The 22,443-nt window shown below is 62.2% G+C and carries 26 protein-coding genes; 11 read left to right on the top strand and 15 right to left on the bottom strand.

Annotation, left to right across the window (positions count from 1 at the left end; translation table 11 throughout):
- Nucleotides 1-50 precede the first annotated feature (50 nt).
- Nucleotides 51-989 carry an aspartyl/asparaginyl beta-hydroxylase domain-containing protein gene (locus tag F6S08_RS08835; RefSeq protein ID WP_065928168.1) on the bottom strand — a complete coding sequence of 313 codons (939 nt, stop codon included), beginning with the start codon at nucleotides 987-989 and terminating at the stop codon, nucleotides 51-53.
- 127 nt (nucleotides 990-1,116) lie between these two features.
- Nucleotides 1,117-2,091 (bottom strand): cysteine synthase A, encoded by a 975-nt coding sequence (cysK, locus tag F6S08_RS08830; protein ID WP_065928169.1) that lies wholly within the window; start codon nucleotides 2,089-2,091, stop codon nucleotides 1,117-1,119.
- Nucleotides 2,092-2,220: 129 nt separating this feature from the next.
- Here cysK and F6S08_RS08825 point away from each other — a divergent pair, with 129 nt between their 5' ends.
- From F6S08_RS08825 to F6S08_RS08815, 3 genes are all read left to right on the top strand, one after another.
- The gene (locus F6S08_RS08825) at nucleotides 2,221-3,297 is read left to right on the top strand and encodes a DUF748 domain-containing protein (RefSeq protein WP_065928170.1); all 1,077 of its coding nucleotides are present in this window, start codon (nucleotides 2,221-2,223) and stop codon (nucleotides 3,295-3,297) included.
- A 185-nt stretch (nucleotides 3,298-3,482) separates the two neighbouring features.
- A complete protein-coding gene (locus tag F6S08_RS08820) occupies nucleotides 3,483-4,328 on the top strand; it encodes an AAA family ATPase (protein ID WP_027604257.1) in 846 nt (281 codons plus the stop codon).
- Nucleotides 4,328-5,506, top strand: coding sequence for a vWA domain-containing protein (locus F6S08_RS08815; RefSeq protein WP_024074064.1), 1,179 nt, complete (start codon nucleotides 4,328-4,330; stop codon nucleotides 5,504-5,506). Before F6S08_RS08820 ends, F6S08_RS08815 begins: the two co-directional genes overlap by 1 nt.
- Before the next feature lie 82 nt (nucleotides 5,507-5,588).
- Here F6S08_RS08815 and F6S08_RS08810 read toward each other — a convergent pair whose 3' ends face one another.
- From F6S08_RS08810 to F6S08_RS08800, 3 genes are read right to left on the bottom strand one after another with little or no spacing between them, the layout of a single operon-like run.
- Entirely contained in the window at nucleotides 5,589-6,497 is a 909-nt protein-coding gene (locus F6S08_RS08810; protein WP_074844478.1) for a biotin-dependent carboxyltransferase family protein, read from the bottom strand.
- Entirely contained in the window at nucleotides 6,494-7,198 is a 705-nt protein-coding gene (pxpB, locus tag F6S08_RS08805; protein ID WP_065928172.1) for a 5-oxoprolinase subunit PxpB, read from the bottom strand. Before pxpB ends, F6S08_RS08810 begins: the two co-directional genes overlap by 4 nt.
- Nucleotides 7,195-7,935, bottom strand: coding sequence for a 5-oxoprolinase subunit PxpA (locus F6S08_RS08800; RefSeq protein WP_065928173.1), 741 nt, complete (start codon nucleotides 7,933-7,935; stop codon nucleotides 7,195-7,197). Before F6S08_RS08800 ends, pxpB begins: the two co-directional genes overlap by 4 nt.
- Before the next feature lie 174 nt (nucleotides 7,936-8,109).
- Here F6S08_RS08800 and F6S08_RS08795 point away from each other — a divergent pair, with 174 nt between their 5' ends.
- Nucleotides 8,110-9,024, top strand: a complete 915-nt coding sequence (locus tag F6S08_RS08795; protein ID WP_065928174.1) for a LysR family transcriptional regulator — start codon at nucleotides 8,110-8,112, stop codon at nucleotides 9,022-9,024.
- Nucleotides 9,025-9,083: 59 nt separating this feature from the next.
- On the opposite strand, the gene F6S08_RS08790 is transcribed toward F6S08_RS08795, so the two are convergent.
- From F6S08_RS08790 to F6S08_RS08780, 3 genes are read right to left on the bottom strand one after another with little or no spacing between them, the layout of a single operon-like run.
- Nucleotides 9,084-9,626: a DUF2937 family protein gene (locus F6S08_RS08790; RefSeq protein WP_027604263.1), complete on the bottom strand. Its 543-nt coding sequence runs from the start codon at nucleotides 9,624-9,626 to the stop codon at nucleotides 9,084-9,086.
- 11 nt (nucleotides 9,627-9,637) lie between these two features.
- Nucleotides 9,638-10,414 (bottom strand): class II glutamine amidotransferase, encoded by a 777-nt coding sequence (locus F6S08_RS08785; RefSeq protein WP_065928175.1) that lies wholly within the window; start codon nucleotides 10,412-10,414, stop codon nucleotides 9,638-9,640.
- A gap of 30 nt (nucleotides 10,415-10,444) precedes the next feature.
- A complete protein-coding gene (locus F6S08_RS08780; RefSeq protein WP_027604265.1) occupies nucleotides 10,445-10,978 on the bottom strand; it encodes a hypothetical protein in 534 nt (177 codons plus the stop codon).
- 24 nt (nucleotides 10,979-11,002) lie between these two features.
- Here F6S08_RS08780 and F6S08_RS08775 point away from each other — a divergent pair, with 24 nt between their 5' ends.
- On the top strand, nucleotides 11,003-13,045 hold the full coding sequence (locus tag F6S08_RS08775; RefSeq protein WP_065928178.1) for a S9 family peptidase: 2,043 nt from the start codon (nucleotides 11,003-11,005) through the stop codon (nucleotides 13,043-13,045).
- A 69-nt stretch (nucleotides 13,046-13,114) separates the two neighbouring features.
- Nucleotides 13,115-13,588 carry a cyclic nucleotide-binding domain-containing protein gene (locus tag F6S08_RS08770; RefSeq protein WP_027604267.1) on the top strand — a complete coding sequence of 158 codons (474 nt, stop codon included), beginning with the start codon at nucleotides 13,115-13,117 and terminating at the stop codon, nucleotides 13,586-13,588.
- Here F6S08_RS08770 and F6S08_RS08765 read toward each other — a convergent pair.
- Nucleotides 13,585-13,863, bottom strand: a complete 279-nt coding sequence (locus F6S08_RS08765) for a hypothetical protein (RefSeq protein WP_027604268.1) — start codon at nucleotides 13,861-13,863, stop codon at nucleotides 13,585-13,587. The genes F6S08_RS08770 and F6S08_RS08765 overlap by 4 nt on opposite strands.
- Nucleotides 13,864-13,941: 78 nt before the next feature.
- Between F6S08_RS08765 and F6S08_RS08760 the strand changes: the two genes are divergently transcribed.
- On the top strand, nucleotides 13,942-14,628 hold the full coding sequence (locus tag F6S08_RS08760) for a spermidine synthase (RefSeq protein WP_065928179.1): 687 nt from the start codon (nucleotides 13,942-13,944) through the stop codon (nucleotides 14,626-14,628).
- A 40-nt stretch (nucleotides 14,629-14,668) separates the two neighbouring features.
- On the opposite strand, the gene F6S08_RS08755 is transcribed toward F6S08_RS08760, so the two are convergent.
- On the bottom strand, nucleotides 14,669-15,589 hold the full coding sequence (locus F6S08_RS08755; protein WP_315871527.1) for a ParB/Srx family N-terminal domain-containing protein: 921 nt from the start codon (nucleotides 15,587-15,589) through the stop codon (nucleotides 14,669-14,671).
- A 106-nt stretch (nucleotides 15,590-15,695) separates the two neighbouring features.
- Here F6S08_RS08755 and F6S08_RS08750 point away from each other — a divergent pair, with 106 nt between their 5' ends.
- The 3 genes from F6S08_RS08750 (at nucleotide 15,696) to F6S08_RS08740 (ending at nucleotide 17,124) form a co-directional block, all read left to right on the top strand.
- On the top strand, nucleotides 15,696-16,070 hold the full coding sequence (locus F6S08_RS08750) for a YajD family HNH nuclease (RefSeq protein WP_003210675.1): 375 nt from the start codon (nucleotides 15,696-15,698) through the stop codon (nucleotides 16,068-16,070).
- 168 nt (nucleotides 16,071-16,238) lie between these two features.
- Complete coding sequence (locus F6S08_RS08745; protein WP_065928181.1) at nucleotides 16,239-16,706, top strand: RNA methyltransferase; 468 nt, start codon at nucleotides 16,239-16,241, stop codon at nucleotides 16,704-16,706.
- Nucleotides 16,707-16,773: 67 nt separating this feature from the next.
- Entirely contained in the window at nucleotides 16,774-17,124 is a 351-nt protein-coding gene (locus tag F6S08_RS08740; RefSeq protein WP_027604272.1) for a DUF2892 domain-containing protein, read from the top strand.
- Nucleotides 17,125-17,312: 188 nt separating this feature from the next.
- On the opposite strand, the gene F6S08_RS08735 is transcribed toward F6S08_RS08740, so the two are convergent.
- Both F6S08_RS08735 and F6S08_RS08730 read right to left on the bottom strand, forming a co-directional pair.
- Complete coding sequence (locus tag F6S08_RS08735; protein WP_065928182.1) at nucleotides 17,313-18,533, bottom strand: hypothetical protein; 1,221 nt, start codon at nucleotides 18,531-18,533, stop codon at nucleotides 17,313-17,315.
- A gap of 13 nt (nucleotides 18,534-18,546) precedes the next feature.
- A complete protein-coding gene (locus F6S08_RS08730; protein WP_003172524.1) occupies nucleotides 18,547-18,996 on the bottom strand; it encodes a YcgN family cysteine cluster protein in 450 nt (149 codons plus the stop codon).
- Nucleotides 18,997-19,149: 153 nt separating this feature from the next.
- Here F6S08_RS08730 and F6S08_RS08725 point away from each other — a divergent pair, with 153 nt between their 5' ends.
- A complete protein-coding gene (locus tag F6S08_RS08725) occupies nucleotides 19,150-19,734 on the top strand; it encodes a nitroreductase family protein (protein ID WP_027604274.1) in 585 nt (194 codons plus the stop codon).
- A 127-nt stretch (nucleotides 19,735-19,861) separates the two neighbouring features.
- Here F6S08_RS08725 and F6S08_RS08720 read toward each other — a convergent pair whose 3' ends face one another.
- The 3 genes from F6S08_RS08720 to rnd form a co-directional block, all read right to left on the bottom strand.
- Complete coding sequence (locus F6S08_RS08720) at nucleotides 19,862-20,794, bottom strand: D-2-hydroxyacid dehydrogenase (RefSeq protein ID WP_027604275.1); 933 nt, start codon at nucleotides 20,792-20,794, stop codon at nucleotides 19,862-19,864.
- Nucleotides 20,795-20,901: 107 nt separating this feature from the next.
- The gene (locus F6S08_RS08715) at nucleotides 20,902-21,195 is read right to left on the bottom strand and encodes a YcgL domain-containing protein (RefSeq protein ID WP_027604276.1); all 294 of its coding nucleotides are present in this window, start codon (nucleotides 21,193-21,195) and stop codon (nucleotides 20,902-20,904) included.
- Nucleotides 21,192-22,325: a ribonuclease D gene (rnd, locus tag F6S08_RS08710; RefSeq protein WP_027604277.1), complete on the bottom strand. Its 1,134-nt coding sequence runs from the start codon at nucleotides 22,323-22,325 to the stop codon at nucleotides 21,192-21,194. Before rnd ends, F6S08_RS08715 begins: the two co-directional genes overlap by 4 nt.
- Nucleotides 22,326-22,443: the final 118 nt, after the last annotated feature.

The raw sequence follows: 22,443 nt of genomic DNA, 5'->3' as shown, positions 1-22,443 counted from the left end.
GGGAGGGGGCTTGCCCCCTCCCACATTTTGACCGCGTCTAACGCTTCAGATCAGCCGAACAACCACTTCCACAGCAGTACCAGCACCACTACCGCCAGCACCGGCCGCGCAATGCGGTAAGCCTTCGGATGCTTGCGCTTCCACTGCTTGACCACGCCGCTGAACTTGTCGCTGAAGGTCTTGCTCCAGGCATACGCCTGGTTGATGCCGCCGACGCGCTCGTCATCCAGGTTCTGCGGTGCGGTGGCGCGGCCCAACTGCTTGCTGACCCAGCGGTTGACGCGGGTCATCAGGCGGTTGCTCAGCGGACGCTCGATGTCGCAGAACAGGATCACGCGGGTCTTCTCGGTTTCGTTCTTCACCCAGTGCACATAGGTTTCGTCGAACATCACGTCTTCACCGTCGCGCCAGGCATACACCTGGCCGTCGACGAAGATGCGGCAGTCGTCGGAGTTCGGCGTGGACAAGCCCAGGTGATAACGCAGGGAACCGGCAAACGGGTCACGGTGCGGGTTGAGGTGGCTGCCGCCCGGCAACAGCGCGAACATCGCGCCCTTGACGTTGGGGATGCTGCTCACCAAGGCCACGGTTTTCGGGCACAGCACCTCGGCCGATGGCAGGGGTTTGTCGTACCACTTGAGGTAGAAACGCTTCCAGCCCTTCTTGAAGAACGAACCGAAACCGGCGTCGTTGTTCTTTTCGGCGGCGCGGATGTAACCCTCGTCGAACAGGTGCATGGCCTCTTCGCGGATCACCTCCCAGTTGTCCTTGAGCACGTCCAGTTCCGGGAACTTGCTGCGGTCCAGGTACGGCTTGGACGGCACGGCCGAAAACAGGTACATCAAGGCGTTATAGGGGGCGAACAGCGCCGAATGGTTGACGAACTGGCGCAACATCGGCAAACGGGCCTTGCCGCGCAGGTGCACATACAGCGTGCTGCCGATAAACAGCAACAACACCGACAGTTTGGCGGCCAAAGAAAAGGTCATGCAGCAACTCCTGGAAATAAGCGCCTGGCCAACAGCCTCCCGGCGACGGGAGACCAGACGTGACAGCCGGCCATGATAAACAGTTGGGCCATTATGCAGAAGGCCCAGGCTGACCGGCTGACATAAATCAAGCCTGGTTTTCCTGCTCGGTAAACAAATCGCTGAACAGCATGCTCGACAGGTAGCGTTCACCGGAGTCCGGCAGGATCACCACAATGGTCTTGCCCTGCATTTCCGGCTTCTCGGCCAGGCGTACGGCCACGGCCATGGCGGCACCGCAGGAGATACCGCACAGGATGCCCTCTTCCTGCATCAGGCGCAGGGCCATGGCCTTGGATTCCTCGTCGGTCACCAGTTCCACGCGGTCGACCATCGACAGGTCGAGGTTTTTCGGCACGAACCCGGCGCCAATCCCCTGGATCTTGTGGGGGCTGGGCTTGATCTCTGCACCGGCCAGGGCCTGGGTGATCACCGGCGACACCATCGGCTCGACAGCCACCGACAGGATCGGCTTGCCTGCAGTGTTCTTGATGTAGCGCGACACACCGGTGATGGTGCCCCCCGTGCCCACGCCCGCCACCAGCACGTCCACGGCGCCATCGGTGTCGTTCCAGATTTCCGGGCCGGTGGTTTTTTCGTGGATGGCCGGGTTGGCCGGGTTTTCGAACTGGGCCGGCATAAAGTAGGTGGCCGGGTCACTGGCAACGATTTCGCCGGCCTTGTCGATGGCACCCTTCATGCCCTTGGCCGGCTCGGTCAGGACCAATTCGGCGCCGAGGGCCTTGAGCACCTTGCGGCGTTCGATACTCATGGACGCCGGCATGGTCAGCAGCAACTTGTAGCCACGGGCGGCGGCGACAAAGGCCAGGCCGATGCCGGTATTGCCGGAAGTCGGTTCCACGATGGTCATGCCCGGCTTGAGCTTGCCGGTGCTTTCGGCGTCCCAGATCATGTTTGCGCCAATGCGGCACTTCACCGAATAACCCGGGTTACGCCCCTCGATCTTGGCCAGGATGGTCACGCCACGCGGTGCGATACGGTTGATCTGAACCAGGGGCGTGTTACCGATGGAGTGCGCGTTGTCTGCAAAAATGCGGCTCATGGCGGGTCCTATTAGGCGGTTTTCAGAAAGGCTCCAAGGGTATGCCTCGTGCTGCAAAGCGTCCAGTCGAAGGAACGTTGCACCTGCCGCAGGGGTCCACCGCACCAGTATGGACAGAGGACTCTCCCCATGAAACGTCGCTACAGCTGGCCACTATGGACCATTGCCGGATTGCTGGTGGTCCTGGTCGCCGTGAGCATCGCGCTCCCTTACCTGGTGCGTAACTACCTGAATGACAAGCTCGCCGACATGGGCGATTACCGCGGCCAGGTGACCGACGTGGACCTCGCGCTGTGGCGGGGTGCGTACCGGATCAACGGCCTGGAGATCGTCAAGGTCGACGGCAAGGTGCCCGTCCCGTTCGTCAAGGCGCCGCTGATCGACCTGGCGGTGAGCTGGCACTCTCTTTGGTACGACCACGCGGTGGTGGCCAAAGTGCTGTTTATCCAGCCCGAGGTTAACTTCGTCGACGGCGGCGCCAACAAACAAGCCTCCCAGACCGGTAAGGGTACCGACTGGCGCGAGCAGTTGAGTAAGTTGGCCCCCATCACCCTCGACGAAGTACGCATCGAAGACGGCAAGATCGCCTTCCACAACTTCAGCTCCAAGCCCGTGGTGAAGATCGACGCGACCGACGTCAACGCCAGCTTCTACAACCTGACCAATGTGGTCGACGTCAAAGGCCGGCGCGACGCGCGCTTCGACGGCAAGGCCCTGCTGCAAGGCCAGGCCCCGCTGGAAGCCACCGCCACCTTCGACCCGCTGAGCAATTTCGAGAACTTCGAGTTTCGCTTCCGCGCCAGGGACTTGCAGCTCAAGCGCATGAACGACTTCGCCGCCGCCTATGGCAAGTTCGACTTCAAGGCCGGCACCGGGGACGTGGTGATCGAAGCCCAGGCGGAAAAAGGTCAATTGACCGGGTACATCAAGCCGCTGCTGCGCGACGTGGAAGTCTTCGACTGGCAGCAGGACGTGGAGAACAAGGACAAGAACATCTTTCGTTCGATCTGGGAGGCCGTGGTGGGCGCCAGCGAGACCGTATTGAAAAACCAGGCAAAGAACCAGTTCGCCACCCGCGTGGAACTCAGTGGCAGCGTGCACCAGCAAAATGTCAGCGCGTTCTCCGCATTTTTGGCGATTTTGCGTAATGGTTTTATCCAGGCGTTCAATGCGCGCTATGAGCAGCCCAAGCCCAGCGCAGATTAAAATGTGGGAGGGGGCTTGCTCCCGATGGCAATGTTTCAGCCAACAGATTCATTGGCTGATCCGCCGTCATCGGGAGCAAGCCCCCTCCCACATTGGTCATTCAGAGACTGAATAACCCGTCTGCGTTCACAGTCGCCGGGGCCGCGAGGTATAGTCCGGGCATTGATGAATTCGAGGAATGACCGATGAAGTTCGAAGGCACCCAGGCCTACGTTGCCACTGATGACCTGAAACTGGCCGTCAACGCTGCCATCACCCTGGAGCGTCCGCTGCTGGTCAAGGGTGAGCCCGGCACCGGCAAGACCATGCTCGCCGAACAACTGGCCGAGTCCTTCGGCGCCAGGCTGATTACCTGGCACATCAAGTCCACTACCAAGGCCCACCAGGGCCTGTACGAGTACGACGCGGTCAGCCGCCTGCGCGACTCGCAACTGGGAGTGGACAAGGTGCACGACGTGCGCAACTACCTGAAGAAGGGCAAGCTCTGGGAAGCATTCGAGTCCGAGGAGCGGGTGATCCTGCTGATCGATGAAATCGACAAGGCCGACATCGAGTTCCCCAACGACCTGCTGCAAGAGCTCGACAAGATGGAGTTCTACGTCTACGAAATCGACGAGACCATCAAGGCCAGGAAGCGCCCGATCATCATCATTACCTCCAACAACGAAAAAGAGCTGCCGGACGCGTTCCTGCGCCGCTGCTTCTTCCACTACATCGCCTTCCCCGACCGCACCACCCTGCAAAAAATCGTCGATGTGCACTACCCGGACATCAAGAAGGAGCTGGTCAGCGAGGCGCTGGACGTGTTTTTCGACGTGCGCAAAGTCCCCGGCCTGAAGAAAAAACCGTCCACCTCCGAGCTGGTTGACTGGCTCAAGTTGCTGATGGCCGACAATATCGGCGAAGCGGTGCTGCGCGAGCGCGACCCCACCAAGGCCATCCCGCCTCTGGCCGGTGCCTTGGTCAAGAACGAGCAAGACGTGCAGTTGCTCGAACGCCTGGCATTCATGAGCCGTCGCGGTAATCGATAATGTTGCTCAACCTGTTCAATGAAATGCGCGCAGCCAAGGTCCCGGTGTCGGTGCGCGAGCTGCTCGACCTGATCAACGCGCTGAAACAGCGCGTGACCTTTGCCGACATGGACGAGTTCTACTACTTGGCCCGGGCGATCCTGGTCAAGGACGAACGGCATTTCGACAAGTTCGACCGCGCCTTCAGCGCCTACTTCAATGGCCTGGAAAAGCTCGACGACCACCTGCAGGCGCTGATCCCCGAAGACTGGCTGCGCAAGGAATTCGAGCGCTCGCTGAGCGATGAAGAGCGCGCACAGATCCAGTCCTTGGGCGGCCTCGACAAGCTGATCGAGGCATTCAAGAAACGCCTGGAAGAACAGAAGGAACGCCACGCCGGCGGCAACAAATGGATCGGCACCGGCGGTACCAGCCCGTTTGGCTCCGGCGGCTACAACCCCGAAGGCATTCGCGTCGGCGACGCCGGCAAACGCCAGGGCAAGGCGGTAAAAGTCTGGGACCAGCGCGAATACAAGAACCTCGATGACCAGGTGGAACTGGGCACCCGCAATATCAAGATCGCCCTGCGCCGCCTGCGCAAGTTCGCCCGCCAGGGTGCGGCCGAAGAGTTGGACATCGACGGCACCATCGACCACACCGCTCGCGATGCCGGGCTGCTGAATATCCAGATGCGCCCGGAACGGCGCAACACCATCAAGCTGCTGTTGCTGTTCGATATCGGCGGCTCGATGGATGCCCACGTGAAGATCTGCGAAGAACTGTTCTCGGCCTGCAAGACCGAGTTCAAGCACCTGGAGTACTTCTACTTCCACAACTTCGTGTACGAGTCGGTGTGGAAGAACAACCAGCGCCGCACCTCCGAGCGCACCTCCACCCAGGACCTGCTGCACAAGTACGGTGCCGATTACAAAGTGATCTTTATCGGCGATGCGTCGATGGCGCCCTATGAAATCACCCAGGCCGGCGGCAGCGTCGAGCATTGGAATGAAGAGCCGGGGTATGTGTGGATGCAGCGCTTCATGGCCAAGTACAAGAAACTGATCTGGATTAACCCGTATCCCAAGGATACCTGGGGTTATACGGCCTCGACGGGGATTGTGCGGGAGTTGGTGGAGGATCAGATGTACCCGCTGACGTTGCGCGGGCTTGAGGAAGGGATGCGCTTCCTTTCGAAATAAACGCCGGTCCCAATCATGTAGGAAATCTAATGTGGGAGGGGCGGTGCGTCGCACCGCCCCTCCCACATTTTAAATTGCGGTGTTATGTAAAGCGGCGCAAATACTCGACATGCTGCCGATGCGCCGTTTCCTGCACCACCGGCGCCAACCTCACCTTTTCTCCCGGCAAACACTGCGCCAGCCGCGCCAGCGCCAATGGCGTCAACGCCCCTAGACGCGGGTACCCGCCAATGGTCTGGCGATCATTGAGCAACACAATCGGCTGCCCATCCGGCGGCACTTGGATGCCACCCAACGGGATCCCTTCGGAAATCAGCGAGGGCCCCTGGTACTGCAACGGCGTACCGAGCAAGCGCATGCCCATACGGTCGGCGCGGCTGTCCAGGGCCCAGTCGGTGTTGAAGGCATCGAACAGGCTCTGGCCGCTGAACAGGCCAATTTGGGCGCCGACGATCACCTCCAGCGGCACCTTGGCCGGCAACGCCTGTTCGCTCAGCACTTTCATCGCACCGCCGGTACCGGAATAGGCCAAGCGCCCGCCTTCGGCCAAGGCCTTGCCGAAACCGTCCGGCCCGCCCAGCGCCTCACGTACCACCGTGGCGCAGCTGCCCAGCACATCCGGCGCATCAAACCCGCCGGGCGCCGCCAGGTAAGCCCGCGCGCCGCTGAACGGCTGGGTGAAGCGCAGGCGCTGGCCCTTTTGCAGGATAAAACTGCGCCCGGGGCTGAGGGCGCGCTCGTCGATATACGCGCCCAGATCCGCACCGGCCAACGCCAGCAGGCAATACTCCTCGGCCTGCACAGTAAAGCCGCCGAGGGTGATTTCCACCACCGGCGCGTCCAGCGCATTGCCCAGCAGCCAGTTGGCCCAGGACATCGACACCCAATCCAGCGCGCCGCCCTGGGTCACGCCCAGGTGACGCACGCCAAAACGACCGGCGTCCTGCAACAGGCACAGCGGCGTGCTGGCCTCGATGATCAAGCGGCTCATGCCTGCGCCTCCAACGGCGTGTCATCGCCACCCAGATTGATAAATTCGGCGTGGCTGACTGACTCAAAGCGTACCGTGTCGCCAGGCTGCATCAGGCTGTAGCCGTCGCGCTCGCGATCAAACAGCTTGGCCGGGGTACGGCCAATGAGATTCCAGCCACCGGGGGACACCACCGGATAGGCAGCGGTCTGTCGCTCGGCGATACCGACACTGCCGGCCGCCACGCGCTGGCGCGGGGTGCTCAGGCGCGGTGTGGCGAGGATTTCATCCACCAGCCCCATAAAGGCAAAACCGGGGGCGAAGCCGAGGGCGAATACCTGGTATTCGTGGGCGCTGTGGCGGCGGATCACGTCGTCGACGGCCAGGCCACTGCGCTGGGCGAGCAATGTCAGTTCAGGGCCGACACTCAGGTCGTACCACACCGGCAGCACATGGCACTGGCCGCTGCCCTGGGCCTGGGGTTGCAGGTCGGTCAGGGCCTGGTCGATCAATTCCCGCGCCTGGGCCGGGCTCAACGCTGTGAGGTCGTAATGCACCATCAAGGTGGTGTAGGACGGCACCAGATCCACCAAGGCTGCGCCAAAACCGCTGCGCAAGCGATGGGTGGCGGCGAGCATCCACGGCATATTGGCTTCGGCGATCACCTCGAACAGACGCACCATCAGGCAGTCGATCGCCACCACTTCAATCCGCGGCTTCATGCTGGCTTCAATGCCTCGCGGATACGCTTTACGGCGGCGACCGAGCTGGCATTGTCGCCATGCACGCACAGGGTATTGGCGCGCAATAGCAGCGGGCTGCCGTCGCTGGCGGTCAGGGGTTGACCACGGGAAAGGGTCAAGGACTGTTGGACGATGACCTCTGGATCATGGTGCACCGCCCCTGGCAATTGACGGGAAACCAGATGGCCGTTGGCGTCGTAGGCACGGTCGGCAAAGGCCTCGAACCACAGGATCACCCCGTATTCGTCGCCCAGTGCCTGGGCCGCGCTGTTGTCGCGGGTCGCCAACAGCATCAGCGGCAGGTCGCCATACGCGGCCACGGCCTCGATCACCGCACGCAGTTGCGCCGGGTTGGCCATCATGTCGTTGTACATCGCGCCATGGGGCTTGACGTAACTGACACGCCCGCCCTGGGCGCGGCAGATGCCGTCGAGGGCGCCGATCTGGTAATGCAGCAGGTCCTGGATTTCCTGGGGGGTGTAGGCCATGGAGCGGCGGCCGAAGCCTTGCAGGTCCTGGTACGCCGGGTGTGCGCCCACCTGTACACCGTGCTTGAGGGCCAGGCTGACGGTCTTGCGCATGATGCTCGGATCGCCGGCATGAAAGCCGCAGGCCACGTTGGCGCAATCGATGAACGGCATCACCTCGGCGTCCAGACCCATGGTCCAGTTGCCAAAGCTCTCGCCGATGTCGCAATTCAATAGCAGACGGCTCACGGTGGTTGCTCCTGTAGGCTTTGTTTTTTGTAGTGTGGGATTTTTTACGCAGAACTCGCAACTTGTCCTGATACCCCAACGGCGCTTATCGTGGAATAGCCTGATTTTTGGCGTTTGCCCGGTGCGGCGTCCAACTAATAAAAACCGATCCATGCATAAGAAAAAGTTGATCCCATGAATTTGAAGTTCCTCGAAACCTTCGTCTGGGTGGCCAAGCTCAAGAGCTTCCGCCTGACTGCGGAGAAGCTGTTCACCACCCAGGCCTCGATTTCCAGCCGCATCGCCGTGCTGGAAAGCGAGCTGGGGGTAAAGCTGTTCCTGCGCGACTCCCGGGGCGTCAGCCTGACCCCGGAAGGCTTGAAGGTGCTCGATTACGCCGAGCAGATGATGGTGACCATGCAGGGCCTGAAACAGTCCCTGGAAACCACCAGCAGCAAGGTCGGGCGCATTCGCATCGGTGCGATGGACACGGTGATCCATACCTGGCTCAGCCCGTTGGTGGCGGAACTGATGGATCATTTCCCCCTGGTGGAAATCGAATTGATCGCCGACACCGCGCTTAACCTCAGCGATCAGCTGCAAAAAGGCTTTCTCGACCTGATCCTGCAAACCGACCTGCTGCGCCTGGAAACCGTGCGCAGCCTGGAGCTGGCCAGCCACCCCATGGCCTGGATCGTCGCCAGCCAGTCGATCTACAACCGCGACTACGCCTCCCTCGCCGAACTGGCCCAGGAGCGCATCATCACCTACTCGAAAAACTCCCACCCGCACCAGGACGTCATCAGCCTGATGCAGGCCAACGGCGTGGCCGCGCCACGGATGAACTGCGTGAACTCGGTGTCGGCGATTACCCGGTTGTTGCGCGATGGCTTCGGGATTGGTGCGTTGCCGCCGGTGCTGGTCAGGGAAGAACTGGCGCGGGGCGAATTGGTGATGTTGCCGATGGCGCAGAAACTGCCGAACCTGCAGGTGGTGGTGTCGTGGCGCGTGGGGGTGGAATTGGTGGAGGAGATCGTGGGGTTGTGCCAACAGGTCGTTGCCCGCTATGCCGAGGAAGTCGGCGAAGAGCGGATGGTGCTGAGCAACTGAATAAACCGGTACAAATGTGGGAGGAGGCAAGCCCCTCCCACATTAGACTGAGGTGTGGGTTAGAGACCTTTCAGGTCCCGCTCTTCGATTGGCCGGCTCTGGCGCAAGCGCTTGCCACCCAGCACCACCCAGTCGATCAGGCGGAACAGACACTCCAGGCCAAACGACAGCAGCATCGCCCCGCCCAGGCCCCAGCCCATGGCTTCGGGGGTCAGCAGGATCTGGTAGCTGTAGCCGTTCCAGGTCTCCAGGCGGATATCCGGGTCGGCGGCCACCGCCACTTGCAGGGCACGGATGTACCACGGGCCTTGCATGGCCTGGAATTGCTTGTCCAACGCCACCTGGCGGTCAAGCATGGCACCCAGGCTGTTGGCGTCGCTCTGGAACACCGGGTCGTCGCTGGCGCGGTAATGCGCCACCAAGGCCTTCAAGTCACCGTTGAAGAACTGTCGTGCGGTGGTTTCAAACCCGCTCAGGCCGGTCTGCGCCTCGATCAGGTGGGCTTCGACGCGCTTGGCGTAGTCGTTGATAAACCCCGGCACTTGCACGCCGACCAACAGGCCAATGGCAAACAGCACCAACCGCAGATAGCTGAGCAACATGGTCGATATCCTTACTCGGTAACGCCCTGGCTGACGCATTCACCGCGTCGCCACAGGCTCCATTGGCCCGGTTCGTAGCGGGTCCAGTTTTCGTTGTCGGTCAACGGCTCGGTGGCGATCACCGTCACCACATCGTTGGGGGTGGTTTCGGCCTGAAAATCGACGATCACGTCGACATCCTTCAGGCGCGCCGGACCAAACGGCGCACGCCGGGTGATCTGCGCCAGTTTGGTCGAGCAATAGCAAAACAGCCAGTCACCGTCGCTGAGCAGGCAGTTGAACACACCTTTGCTGCGGTATTCGGCGCAGGCGGCGATCAGGTCCGGCAGCATCTGTTCGATGTCCACCGGCTCGGGGAAGGCCTCGCGCACGCGGTTGAGCAGGTCGCAGAAGGCCGCTTCGCTGTCGGTATCGCCGACTGGCCGATAGAACGTGGCGCGGGGGTGGAAGTCTGCCAACTGGCCGTTGTGGGCGAAACACCAGTTGCGGCCCCACAGTTCGCGCACGAACGGGTGGGTGTTGGCCAGGCTCACCTTGCCGACGTTGGCCTGGCGGATATGGCCGATCACCACTTCACTCTTGATGGGGTAACGCTGCACCAGCAGGGCGACTTCCGACTCACTGCTGGCGGCCGGGTCCTGGAACAGGCGCAGGCCACGACCTTCGTAGAAAGCGATGCCCCAACCGTCGCGGTGGGGGCCCGTACGTCCACCGCGCTGCATCAGCCCGGTAAAGCTGAACACGATATCGGTGGGGACGTTGGCACTCATGCCCAATAATTCACACATGCCAGGGCTCTCGCTGCAGGGCGGACAACGTTAAAGGCGCGGTTCGACCCGCATACCGCTCACCGGTGCAGGACGACGGAACGGCTCATCGTCTTCATCCACAGGCTCGGCGGCCAAGGCGGCGTCGGTGGCGGCCTTGCGCTCACGGCGGGCGTTGGCGGCGCGCTCGATGGGCCAGCGGATCAGCACAAACACGAGGTACACACCAAAGGCGATCAGGGTGTACATGAACAAATCGGAAATCGCCCGCCAGGCGTTATTGCCGACCTTGAGCACCAGGTCCAGGGCCGTGATGGCCACGGCCGGCGCGAACTGAGTCTTGACCGGGTCGACGATGGTCGGGCTCAACAACAGCACGGCCATCAGCAATTGCAGCGGTTCGCGCAGCCAGCGCCAGATCCAGCGGGTCATGCGCCACCACACCAACAGGCAGCCCAAGGCAGCGAAGGCGTAAAGGCCCCAAGCGGTCAGATAGTCGTTCTCGGTCATGGTGTCCATGGCAAGGTAGGCAAACAGGCGGCTATGATAACGGCTTTTGCGTGTCGCGGCTGCAATGCCTGCCACGTTCCGCCAGACAGAGAGTGCTCCATGCCTTCATCGACCGCCCCGATTGCCCGTAAAGCCCCAGGCCAGGACCCGTACGCCTGGCTGCAAGAGCGCGACAGCGTTGAAGTCCTTGATTACCTGAAGGCCGAAAATGCCTTCCAGGAAGCCCAGCTCGCCGACCAGCAGGCCCTGCGCGAAACCCTGTTCGAGGAGATCAAGGGCCGCATCCTCGAAACCGACCTGTCCCTGCCCTCTCCCTGGGGCCCGTATCTGTATTACACGCGCACCACCGCCGGTGACGAATACGCCCGCCACTACCGCTGCCGCCGCCCGGCCGACGACGGCAACCAGGTGGACGACAGCAGCGAAGAGCTGTTGCTGGACCCGAACGTGCTGGCCAACGGCGGCTTCTTTTCCCTCGGCGCATTCAGCATCAGCCCCGATCACCAGCGCCTGGCCTACAGCCTCGATACCAGTGGCGAAGAGATCTATACCCTGTTCGTGAAGGAATTGGCCACCGACAAAGTCAGCGAACTGGCGTTCGAGAACTGCGACGGCAGCATGACCTGGGCCAATGACAGCCTGACCCTGTTCTTCGGCGAGCTGGACGACACCCACCGCCCGCACAAGCTGTATCGCTACCGCCTGGATGGCACGGCGGCGCAGGAAGTGTTCCACGAGCCCGACGGGCGTTTCTTCCTGCACTGCTACCGCTCCAGCTCCGAGCGCCAGTTGCTGCTCTCGCTCGGCAGCAAGACCACCAGCGAGGTCTGGGCGCTGGATGCCGACCAGCCGCACCTGGACTTCACCTGCCTGGCGCCACGGGTCGAGGACCATGAATACGATGTCGACCACGGCCAACTGAATGGCGCGTGGACCTGGTTTATCCGTAGCAACCGTGATGGCATCAACTACGCCCTGTTTGTGGCGACCGACATTGGCGACGTGCCAACCGAGGATGAGTGGCAGAACCTGATCCCCCACAGCGATGACGTGATGCTCGACGGCGTCAGCCTGAACACCGGTGCCATGACCCTGAGCCTGCGCATCGGCGGCCTGCCGGTGATCGAAGTACACCCCCAGGGCTTGCCGCCGTATCGCGTGGAGCTGCCCGATGCCGCCTACAGCCTCTACGTGCAAAACAGCCTGGAATTCGTCAGCGACAAGATCCGCCTGCGCTATGAAGCCCTGAACCGCCCGGCCCAGGTGCGCCAGCTGGAACTGGCCAGCGGCGCGCAACAGGTGCTCAAAGAAACCCCGGTACTCGGCGTGTTCAATGCCGATGACTACGTCAGCCAGCGCCTGTGGGCCACCTCCGCCGATGGCACCCAGGTGCCGATCAGCCTGGTGGTCAAGCGCGACCAGCTCGGCAAGCCAACACCGTTGTACCTGTATGGCTACGGCGCCTATGGCTCAAGCCTCGACCCGTGGTTCTCCCATGCACGCCTGAGCCTGCTGGACCGTGGCGTGGCCTTCGCCATTGCGCATGTGCGCGGCGGTGGCGAACTGGGTGAAGCCTGGTATCGCAATGGCAAGCAGGAACACAAGCAGAACACCTTCAGCGACTTTATCGCGTGTGCCGAACACCTGATCGCCGAGGGCCTGACCACCTCCAGGCAACTGGTCATCAGCGGCGGCAGTGCCGGCGGCCTGTTGATCGGCGCGGTGCTCAACCAGCGTCCGGAGTTGTTCCAGGCGGCGATTGCCGAAGTGCCGTTTGTCGACGTGCTCAACACCATGCTCGACCCGGAATTGCCGCTGACCATCACCGAGTACGACGAGTGGGGCAACCCCGAAGAGCCCGCGGTGTATGAACGCATCAAGGCCTACGCACCGTACGAAAACGTCAGCGCCCAGGCCTACCCGGCCACCCTGGTGATCGCCGGCTACAACGACAGCCGCGTGCAGTACTGGGAAGCGGCCAAGTGGGTGGCCAAGTTGCGCGCAACCAAGACGGACGACAACCTGCTGTTGCTCAAGACCGAACTGGGTGCCGGCCACGGCGGGATGAGCGGTCGCTACCAGGGATTACGTGACGTAGCACTCGAATATGCATTTGTGTTCAAGGCGCTGGGGCTGGTTTAAGGAACTTAGCGGGGCGGTCCTGTCTGAACATTCAGACCGCCTCCTGATTGATGGACCAAGATTGCAGCCATGGCACTCCCGACTTTAATGAATACCGAAATCCGCGACATGCTCATGGACTGCGGCCTGTTCGACCCGTTGTTGCCGGAAGACTTTTACGTCGCCGCCGGCTACTTCAATATCAGCAGCATTGCCGAGGGTGAGGTGATTTTCCTCGAGGGCGATGCCGGCACCTTCATGTGCATCATCCACAGCGGCCAGGTGGCGGTGCAGAAAACCAACCACACCGGCCAGCGCCTGACCATCGCCACCCTGCGCAGCGGCCGGGCGTTTGGGGAGATGGCCGTGCTTGACGGCGAGCGACGCTCCGCCAGTTGCGTGGCCGCCAGCGACTGTGTGTTGTTGAACCTGGGCAAGGACGCCCTGGAAAAGATGCTCAATGAAACGCCGCGTGTGGCGGCGAAGATCATCCGCGCAATCGCCATCGCGTTGTCCAAGCGCCTGCGCATGGCCGATGGGCAATTACTCTCCCAACAGTTTTAACCGCCGGGCGTCTTCGGCTTGCTGTCGTTCTGCTGCAGGCCAGGCACCGTCTGGTCCTTCGGCGGCGTCGGCAATACGATGGGCACCAACGGCGGTGAACCGTTCGTCTTCGGCACGGCCGGCGGGGTGATCTGCGGGTACAGCGTCGGCGTTGGCGTGCCCGGTGCGCCGGGGCTAGGTGCCGGCGCCACCGGTACGGTTTGCAACTCCTGAGCCTGCGCCGCACCCAATGCGAGCGCGCTCAACACAATGACCGTTAGAATGCTGCACTTCATCGATGGCTCCATGGCCTGACCGGAATGTCGTAAGGCTACTCCCAACCGCGCAAGAATGCCCTTCCCAATGAGATTTCCATGAAACGTTTCGTTCTGCTGGACACCACCCCGATCCCCGACAACGGCGGTGCCTTGTGCCTGTTCGAATACGGTGAAGACTTTGTCATCAAGATCCAGGGCGGTGACGGCGGCCAGTTGATGAACACGCGCATGCACGGCTCCGAAGACGCGCTGGCGCAAATCCCTTGCCGCAAGGTCGCGGGGCGCCCGGGCTCACGGGTATTGATCGGTGGGTTGGGCATGGGCTTTACCCTGGCGTCGGCGCTCAAGCACCTGGGCAAGAGCGCCGAAGTGGTGGTGGCGGAACTGGTGCCCGGTGTCGTGGAATGGAACCGGGGGCCACTGGGGGAAAAGTCCGGCCGCCCACTGCTGGACCCGCGCACGGTGATCCGCATGGAAGACGTGGCCAAGGTGCTGCAGGCCGAGCCCCAGGGCTTTGACGCGATCATGCTCGACGTCGACAACGGCCCCGAAGGCCTGACGCAGAAGGCCAACAGCTGGCTCTATTCCGCCGGTGGCCTGGCTGCCTGCGCCAAGGCCTTGCGGCCCAAGGGCGTGCTGGCGGTGTGGTCCGCCAGCGCCGACAAACTGTTCAGCGACAAACTGCGCAAGGCCGGTTTCAAGGCCGAGGAAGTGCAGGTGTTTGCCCATGGCAACAAGGGCACCCGGCATACCATCTGGATAGCGGAGAAGCTCAAGGGCTGAGCACGCTTCCCAAGACGCCCCTCCCACATGTTGATCCCTGTCAGTTGTGGGATTTGCGGTAGTCGATCACGTACGGCACTTTTTTGTCGAAGGTCTTCTCCAGCTCATCGCGGTCCAGCCGGGTCATGCCGCCCAGTTGATGGGCGGTAAAACCGCTGTCCCCCACCTGCGAGCCCGGCGTCAGGCTGACCAAGCGCTTGGCGACCGCTTCGATAGCATCCTTGTAGCCGCCTTTCTTGTTCAGGTTGTACTGGCCCAGATCAATCTGCGTGCGCAGCCAGTTACCCCAATAGAACTCCAGGAACTCCGGGGCGATCTGCCCGTCATTCGGCTTGCCATAGGCGGCCTTGCGGGTGAAGTACACCAGGCTGCGGAAGGTGTCGTCCTGCAGGTTCTTGAAGCCCAGGTGTGCCGGCAGTTGTTCCGGCGGCAGGGCCTGGCCCTGGTTGTCCTTGAGCCAGACCTTGCGGGCCGCTTCCATGCGCTGCCAGAAGCTCGCCATGTTCGGGCTGTTGCTGAAGTCGTCGGTGACCTTGACCCACATCTTCAAGCGCGGGCCGCCGCCGGGCACTTCCCACAAGGTGGTGAAACTGTGGTGACCGTCGGTCAGGTACAGCTGGCCGGCAGGGCCGACCACCACGGTTTTCATGTCCTCGGGATGGGTGCCCACCGGGTCCTTGCAGGTGAAGCTGTCGGGCTGGTGCAGGTCAGCCTTGTCGGGCACCTTGCCGGCCTCACCCTGGCCGTTGGTTTCGCAGTATTCATCGAAGACCTTGGCGGGTTTGTCGGCGAACAGGCCCAGGCTGTAGTAGATCTGGTCGAAGCCCACCACCGCCTGGGTCGGATGCAACTGTTCAAGGGCAACCTCGATCACCTGCCCGGGCTTGGGCGTCGAGAACGCCTGGGCCTGAAGGGTAACGACACACAGCAGCAGTGCAACAGTCCATGAAAGCAGACGCATGTTTTTCAGATCCTTATGAGTAAAGTAAATCGATCCCAGCGGTCATTTGCGGCGCAAGCGGCTAGAATCAACGCTATCCGTGACCACCAAACAGCCAGGAGCCATGATGAGCTCGACCAACCCGCCCTCCCACACCGCCAAGCTGGACCGCATCCTTGCCGATGCCCAGCGCGACCGGGAAATGGGCTACCGCGACAAAGCCCTGAAGATGTACCCCCACGTGTGCGGCCGCTGCGCCCGTGAGTTCGCCGGCAAGCGCTTGAGCGAACTCACCGTACACCACCGTAACCACAATCATGATGACAATCCCCAGGACGGCTCGAACTGGGAGTTGCTGTGCCTGTACTGCCACGACAACGAACACTCGCGCTACACCGACCAGCAGTACTTCGGCGAAGGCTCCACCAGCAGCCCGACGATCGCCAAGGCCACGCATAACCCGTTTGCGGCGTTGGCGGGGTTGATGAAGAAAGACGACTGAAGAGTGTCGTCGCCTGTCCTGGCCTCATCGGGAGCAAGCCCCCTCCCACATTTTGAGTTGTGAACACTTTCAAATGTGGGAGGGGGCTTGCTCCCGATAGCGTTAGCCCAAGCAATACACCGCCTTGAGGCCGTATAATCGCCGCTTTTCTCCAAGGCACCCTTCCCCGTGGCCAATAAACGCTACAGCTGCATCGGTCTGTATAACCCCAAATCCCCCGAAAACGTTGGCTCGGTCATGCGTGCCGCCGGCTGCTACGGCGTGGCCTCGGTGTTCTACACCGGCGTGCGCTACGAGCGCGCCCGGGACTTCATCACCGACACCAAGAAGGTCCACCACGATATTCCGCTGATCGGCATCGATGACCTGAAGAAGATCCTGCCCCTGGGCTGCATCCCGGTCGCCGTGGAGCTGGTGGACGGTGCCCGCCCGCTGCCCGAATACACTCACCCCGACCGCGCGCTGTATATCTTCGGCCCTGAAGACGGGTCGCTGGATAAAGACATCCGCGACTGGTGCGAAGACGTCGTGTACATCCCCACCACCGGCTGCATGAACCTGGCCGCCACCGTCAACGTGGTGCTCTACGACCGCATGGCCAAGGGCAATAACACCCGTTCGGGCCCCAAGTACTGATCTTTTGGGAACATCCGGCGCCTGCGCGCAGTCAGCTGCATACACTTGACCTTGTTGGAGACAGATCATGAGCGACAGCACAACCTTGCGACCTATCATCGAACACACCCCCTTCCAGAATCAGCCCACCCAGAACGTGCACGGCTGGGAACGTATCGGCTCAGTGGCCGGTGGCGTGATGATGGTGGGCAAAGGCCTGCGCCGTGGCGGGATTTTCGGCCTGATTCAGGTGGCGATCGGCGGCGTGGCACTGGCGCGCGGGTTTACCGGGCACAGTGCGCTTAAAGACAAGCTGGAACAGGGCCGCCAGGAAATGAACAGCGTACGCACGAAGATCGAGCGTGCCGGTGCAGAGCTGAAAAACCTGAAGACCAAGGCGGAAGTGGCGGCTGAGAAGGCCGTTAAGACCACTGGTTAGATTCAAATGTGGGAGGGGGCAAGTCCTAATGCCATCATGTAGGAGCGAGCTTGCTCGCGAAAAACTCACAGGCGCCGCGTTCATTCAGGAAGCACGCGTTATCGTTGACGTTTTTCGCGAGCAAGCTCGCTCCTACATGGCATTAGAGCTTGCCCCCTCCCACCTTTTGTTTTGTGTATGGCGAGGGCTCAGCGCAGCAGCTTGCTGTCCAGTACCACCGACGATTCCCCAATGATGCTCTCGGCCAACTGCACAAACTCGGCGGTGGTGATGCTGTTGGCGCGCATCACCGCCTGCGCGAGATCATCCAGGGAGCGCTTGTTGTGAGTCTTTACGCGGATCTCGCGATCCAGCTCCTGCAACACCACCACCGCCCGTGACACCGTCGCACCGCTGACGTGGTCGCCGCGCAGGCTGGTCACGTCCTTGCCGTCCCTGGCCAAGCGCGCCTGTATCGCCTGATAGCGCTCATCGGTCACCCCGCCGGCACGGCGCACCAGTTCAATGGCGTAGTACTCCGCCAGCCCCTCGCTGATCCAGTCGCTGGTGTCGTGGTCGTTGAAGCGGCCAATCGCCTGCACCACTTCACGGATCAACGGGCTGCTGCCGTTCTCGCTGACCAGCGGCGTGCGGCTGTTGAGGTAGATCGAGTCGCGCGACGAGACCGCACCACGGCGCATCGGATCGCTGGCGCCCACCACCAGCAGCTTGGCCGGATGACGTGGGAACGCCGCTTCCACCTGCGGCCAGACAAAGGTCAGCAGTGTCAGCACATCCATCCGCCGCATGGCTTGGCCCTTGGGCGAGGCGATGGTCACTTCGGTCTCGCCCAGGCGCACGCGGCGGCTGCCCAGGGTGCCGGCGAGCATCCAGCCGGTGGGCCGGTCAAACAGGCGCGAGACGTTGTCGATGCGGAACTTGTTCTTGCCGATGCGCGGCCAGGCGGTTTCGATGCTTTTCCAGCCGGCCGGCAGTTCGAACACCAGGCGCGAGACCAGTTCGACGCCGTCCTGCTGGTCGAGGCGTGCGGGCGGCACCAGGTCTTCGCCGCGAAACAGCGCCCAGCTCGGAGTCATCCGAGCTTCGTAAATACCCGGTTTGCGCGCGTGGCTCAGGCGCACCCGATAGGTCAGGCTGGCCTTGTTGGCGCTGGGTTGCCACAGGCCACGGTGGTCATTGACACTCCACTGGCCATCGGCCTTGAAGTCGCTGTAGTCGCCGGCGCGGCCCAGGTCGAAGTTCAGGCTGCGCACCGCCGAACCCTGGGACAGGCTCACCCGCACCTCGGCCTGATCGTCCTGGGGCAGCAGCTTGACGTGATAATCCAGGTCGACTTTCTTCGCGCACCACGCAGGCATGCTCAACGCCAGCAACACCAGGCTTGCCGCCAGCTTGGTTCCCGCCCTCATACACACTCCTTGTTCAGCCCGCGCGGAAGATCAGGTAATCCTCCCAGTCGTCCTCGGGCACGCTGCCTTCGCTGAGCATGCGCCCGGACTGGGAAATGCGTTCGTGGTGCACGGCATCGCGGTCGCCGCAGACCAGGTGGTGCCACAACGGCAGGTCCTTGCGCTCGCTGACCAGGCGGTAGCCGCAGGTGGGCGGCAGCCATTTGAACTGGTCGGCCTGGCCCGGGGTGAGCTGGATGCAGTCGGGTACCGAGGCACGGCGGTTGGGGTAGTCGGTGCACTGGCAGGTTTTCAGGTCCAGCAGCTTGCAGGCGATGCGCGTGTAATAGACGCTGTTATCGTCTTCATCCTCAAGCTTTTGCAGGCAGCACAGGCCACAGCCGTCGCACAACGACTCCCACTCCTCCTGGTCGAGGTGTTCAAGGGTTTTGCGTATCCAGAAAGGTTCGACTTTGGCGGCCATGGCTCTACATCGGTATCGGTAGGTGAAAAGGCCGCCAGTCTAGTGCCCAAGGCCCCTGGGGCCAAGCGCTTACGACTGTCGGTATGACAAGACTTGTCAGTCTAGCGGGGGCGCAGTAGCTTTGAGCGCCGAATTGACGATCAGGAGCTGCCCATGACACGCGTTGCCGATTACCCGATCCATACCCAGTTCACCGAACGCTGGTCGCCCCGTGCCTTTACCGGCGAGAGCATCCCGCAGGAAACCCTGCTGAGCTTCTTCGAAGCCGCACGCTGGGCACCGTCGGCCTACAACTCGCAGCCTTGGCGTTTTCTCTACGCACGCCGTGACACGCCGGACTGGGAGCGCTTCCTGGGCCTGCTGAATGAATTCAACCGTGGTTGGGCACAGCATGCGTCGGCCCTGGTGATCATTGCCTCGAAAACCGACTTCATCGCCCCCGGCGCCACGGAAGAAACCCCGGCACTGTGGCACACCTTCGACACCGGCTCGGCCTGGGGCCACCTGGCGCTGCAAGCCAGCCTCAGCGGCTGGCACACCCACGGCATGGCCGGCTTCGATCAGGAACTGACGCGCAAGGAGCTGAAGATTCCACAGGGTTATGCGCTGCATGCCGCCGTTGCGGTGGGCAAGCTGGGCGACAAATCGACCTTGCCGGAGTACCTGCAAGGCCGTGAAGCGCCAAGCCCGCGCAAGCCGCTGAGCGAGCTGGTGTCAGAAGGTGATTTCAGCCTCTGAAACTGACGCAATCTCAAAATGTGGGAGGGGGCTTGCCCCCGATAGCGGTGGTTCAGTCAATAGATACAGTGACTGACACTCTGCTATCGGGAGCAAGCCCCCTCCCACACTTTCTCCCCGCGCCGCCTCAGTAACCGCGCTCGAAATCCACTTCCCCGCGCAAGGCTTGCTTGGCCTTGTACGCGCGCAGGTTTTCCAGGAACAGCTCCACCATCATCGGCGGCGAGGTCGGCGCGGAGCTGTGCCCGGTCAACAGCAGGCCCCAGGCGGTCCAGAACGGGTGGCGCTGCGGCAACGGTTCCTGGCGGCACACGTCGATCACCGCGCCGGCCAGGTGCCCTTCTTTCAGGGCCTCGACCAGATCGGCATCCACCACCGCCACACCGCGCCCGACGTTGATGAACAAACCGGTCGGCTTGAACTGCTTGAACAGCGCTGCGTCGTACAGGTCATGGGTGTTCGGTGTGTTGGGCAGCAGGTTGATCACGTAGTCCACCTCCCCCACCAACCGGCCCAGTTGGTCGAGCCCGGCCACTTCGATAAACGGCGCTTGTTCCCGCGCAGTGCTGGCGATGCCGTACAGCTTGACGCCGAACGGCACGAGAAACTCGGCGACACGCTGGCCGATGTCACCGGTACCCACGATCAACGCCTTGCGCCCCGCCAGGCTCTGGCCGGTGCGGCTGTCCCACTTGCGCTCGACCTGGCTGACCAGTCGCGCCAGTACTTCGCGCTCGTGGCCCAGCATGTAGGTGAGGACAAATTCGGCCATGACCTGGCCAAAAATACCGACGGCGCGGGTCAGGCGATAGTCGCGGGGCAAGCCTTCGGCCAGCAGCGGCGTAATGCCGGCCCAGGTCGATTGCAGCCACTGCGGCTGGTGTCCCTGGCGCAACAGCGTCGCCAACAGGTCCGGCTGGCCCAGCCATACCGGGCAATCGGCGGCCAGGCGCGACAGCTCGGCCGAGTCGCCGCTGGTGAGCACCTCCAGGTCCGGCGCCGCGTCATTGAGCAATTGGGCGTAGAGCGGGTGATCCTGTTCAGCAATCAGAACACGCATGGTTCAAACCTTTCAAAAACAGTGCAGACGGCCGCCCGCTTCCCTACGGCCACCGCCCACTAATACGATTCCATTGAAACCTGTGCCCCGGGCGAGGCACTGCCCGATCACATCGGGTCGTTGCGACGCAGCAGCTCTTCGGGCAGGTGCTCGATGTACTCGTCCTCGGCCGGCGGCATTTGCAGGTGATAGCCCTGCTTGTCGAGGTTTTCCAGCACCACGATGATGTCTTCGCGGGACAACTTGCGCTCCGGCGTCAGCACCATGTCGAAGGCGTGGTGCGGTTTGCCGAACGCCGCCATCAAGGGCTCCGGCACGCGCTCCAGGGCGTCGCTTTTGAGCACGTAGAGGTACATGCCGTCTTTTTTCAGGCTGCGATAGATCGAGCAAATACGTTTCAAGGCTGTTCTCCGGCAGGGGCCAGGCTGTCGAGCAGCGCCTGGCCCATCAACTCGCGGCGCCAGCCACGCAGCGAGTCTGGCAATTGGTAAGGCCCATCGGGGTAGCCACTTTTAACCAGGGCTTCGAGGGTTTTCTTGCGCAGCATCAGTTCCGGCGCCATCTCCAGGCGCTCGGCGAATGTCTGGCCGAGGGCGCGCAGTTGCTTGATCAACGTGGCGGCGTCCACCGGCAGCGGTTCGGCCACGGCCGGCGGCCACTGGTCCATGGACACGCTGCCGGCACGCTTGATCAGGTCCAACAGGAACTGGCCATCCTGGCGCACGGTACGCGGGTGCATGTCTTCGATCTTGCCCAGGGCGGCGAGGTTGTCCGGCTGGGACTTGGCCAGGGGCCACAGCGAGTGTTCGCGAATGATGCGGTTGCGCGGCAGGTCGCGGGCGCGGGCCTGCTGCTCGCGCCAGGCGCAGAGTTCACGCAATACGGCAAGCTGGGCACGGGAGAGTTTCCACGCCAGCTTGGCGTCACGGTAGACCTCGTACGGGTCGACTTCGCGGCGCAGGTTGGCAACCAGTTCGGCACCGTCTTCCAGGACCCAGGCGTATTTATCATCCGACAAGCGCGGGCGCAGGCGAATGTAGACCTCGGCCAGGTGCACGGCGTCTTCGGCGGCGTAGCTCACCTGGGTCTCGGACAATGGCCGCTGCAGCCAGTCCGAACGGGTCTCGCCCTTGGGCAACTCGATATCGAGCACGGCTTGCACCAGGCGCGAGTAGCCCATGGAGAAGCCGAGGTTCAGGTAGGCGGCGGCCAATTGGGTATCGAACAACGGCACCGGCAGGCTGCCGGTCAGGCGCAGCAACACCTCAAGGTCTTCGCTGCAGGCGTGCACCACCTTGATCACCGCCGGGTTCTCCAGCAACGCGGCCAGGGGTTGCCAGTTGTCGATGGTCAGGGGATCGATCAGGTAAGCGCGTACGCCATCACCGATCTGGATCAGCCCGGCAATGGGATAAAAGGTGTCGACCCGCATGAATTCGGTGTCGAGGGCGACGAATGGCAACTGCTGCCATTCGGCGCAATGCTGGCCGAGGCTATCGTTGTCGCAGATCCAGTGAATATCGATGGCCACACGGCTCTCCCTTGAAGAATGGCGCGCAGTATATATCGCGAACGGGGCTAGCGAGCATCCGCAGTGCACAGGCAACCATGAAAACTCAGACAGGAGATGAAGAATAGTCCGACAAGTG

Source organism: Pseudomonas sp. JV449, assembly GCF_032424295.1.
Lineage (GTDB): Bacteria > Pseudomonadota > Gammaproteobacteria > Pseudomonadales > Pseudomonadaceae > Aquipseudomonas > Aquipseudomonas marginalis.
This window is presented reverse-complemented; position numbering and strand designations above follow the sequence as displayed.

Coding starts and splice junctions, on each gene's coding strand:
- F6S08_RS08785 (WP_065928175.1), bottom strand. CDS start 10,414: ATGTGTGAATTATTGGGCATGAGTGCCAACGTCCCCACCGATATCGTG.
- F6S08_RS08740 (WP_027604272.1), top strand. CDS start 16,774: ATGAGCGACAGCACAACCTTGCGACCTATCATCGAACACACCCCCTTC.
- F6S08_RS08775 (WP_065928178.1), top strand. CDS start 11,003: ATGCCTTCATCGACCGCCCCGATTGCCCGTAAAGCCCCAGGCCAGGAC.
- F6S08_RS08750 (WP_003210675.1), top strand. CDS start 15,696: ATGAGCTCGACCAACCCGCCCTCCCACACCGCCAAGCTGGACCGCATC.
- F6S08_RS08795 (WP_065928174.1), top strand. CDS start 8,110: ATGAATTTGAAGTTCCTCGAAACCTTCGTCTGGGTGGCCAAGCTCAAG.
- F6S08_RS08790 (WP_027604263.1), bottom strand. CDS start 9,626: ATGTTGCTCAGCTATCTGCGGTTGGTGCTGTTTGCCATTGGCCTGTTG.
- F6S08_RS08765 (WP_027604268.1), bottom strand. CDS start 13,863: ATGAAGTGCAGCATTCTAACGGTCATTGTGTTGAGCGCGCTCGCATTG.
- F6S08_RS08770 (WP_027604267.1), top strand. CDS start 13,115: ATGGCACTCCCGACTTTAATGAATACCGAAATCCGCGACATGCTCATG.
- F6S08_RS08815 (WP_024074064.1), top strand. CDS start 4,328: ATGTTGCTCAACCTGTTCAATGAAATGCGCGCAGCCAAGGTCCCGGTG.
- F6S08_RS08810 (WP_074844478.1), bottom strand. CDS start 6,497: ATGAGCCGCTTGATCATCGAGGCCAGCACGCCGCTGTGCCTGTTGCAG.
- F6S08_RS08755 (WP_315871527.1), bottom strand. CDS start 15,589: ATGCGTCTGCTTTCATGGACTGTTGCACTGCTGCTGTGTGTCGTTACC.
- F6S08_RS08760 (WP_065928179.1), top strand. CDS start 13,942: ATGAAACGTTTCGTTCTGCTGGACACCACCCCGATCCCCGACAACGGC.
- F6S08_RS08825 (WP_065928170.1), top strand. CDS start 2,221: ATGAAACGTCGCTACAGCTGGCCACTATGGACCATTGCCGGATTGCTG.
- F6S08_RS08720 (WP_027604275.1), bottom strand. CDS start 20,794: ATGCGTGTTCTGATTGCTGAACAGGATCACCCGCTCTACGCCCAATTG.
- F6S08_RS08730 (WP_003172524.1), bottom strand. CDS start 18,996: ATGGCCGCCAAAGTCGAACCTTTCTGGATACGCAAAACCCTTGAACAC.
- F6S08_RS08735 (WP_065928182.1), bottom strand. CDS start 18,533: ATGAGGGCGGGAACCAAGCTGGCGGCAAGCCTGGTGTTGCTGGCGTTG.
- pxpB (WP_065928172.1), bottom strand. CDS start 7,198: ATGAAGCCGCGGATTGAAGTGGTGGCGATCGACTGCCTGATGGTGCGT.
- F6S08_RS08820 (WP_027604257.1), top strand. CDS start 3,483: ATGAAGTTCGAAGGCACCCAGGCCTACGTTGCCACTGATGACCTGAAA.
- F6S08_RS08725 (WP_027604274.1), top strand. CDS start 19,150: ATGACACGCGTTGCCGATTACCCGATCCATACCCAGTTCACCGAACGC.
- F6S08_RS08835 (WP_065928168.1), bottom strand. CDS start 989: ATGACCTTTTCTTTGGCCGCCAAACTGTCGGTGTTGTTGCTGTTTATC.
- cysK (WP_065928169.1), bottom strand. CDS start 2,091: ATGAGCCGCATTTTTGCAGACAACGCGCACTCCATCGGTAACACGCCC.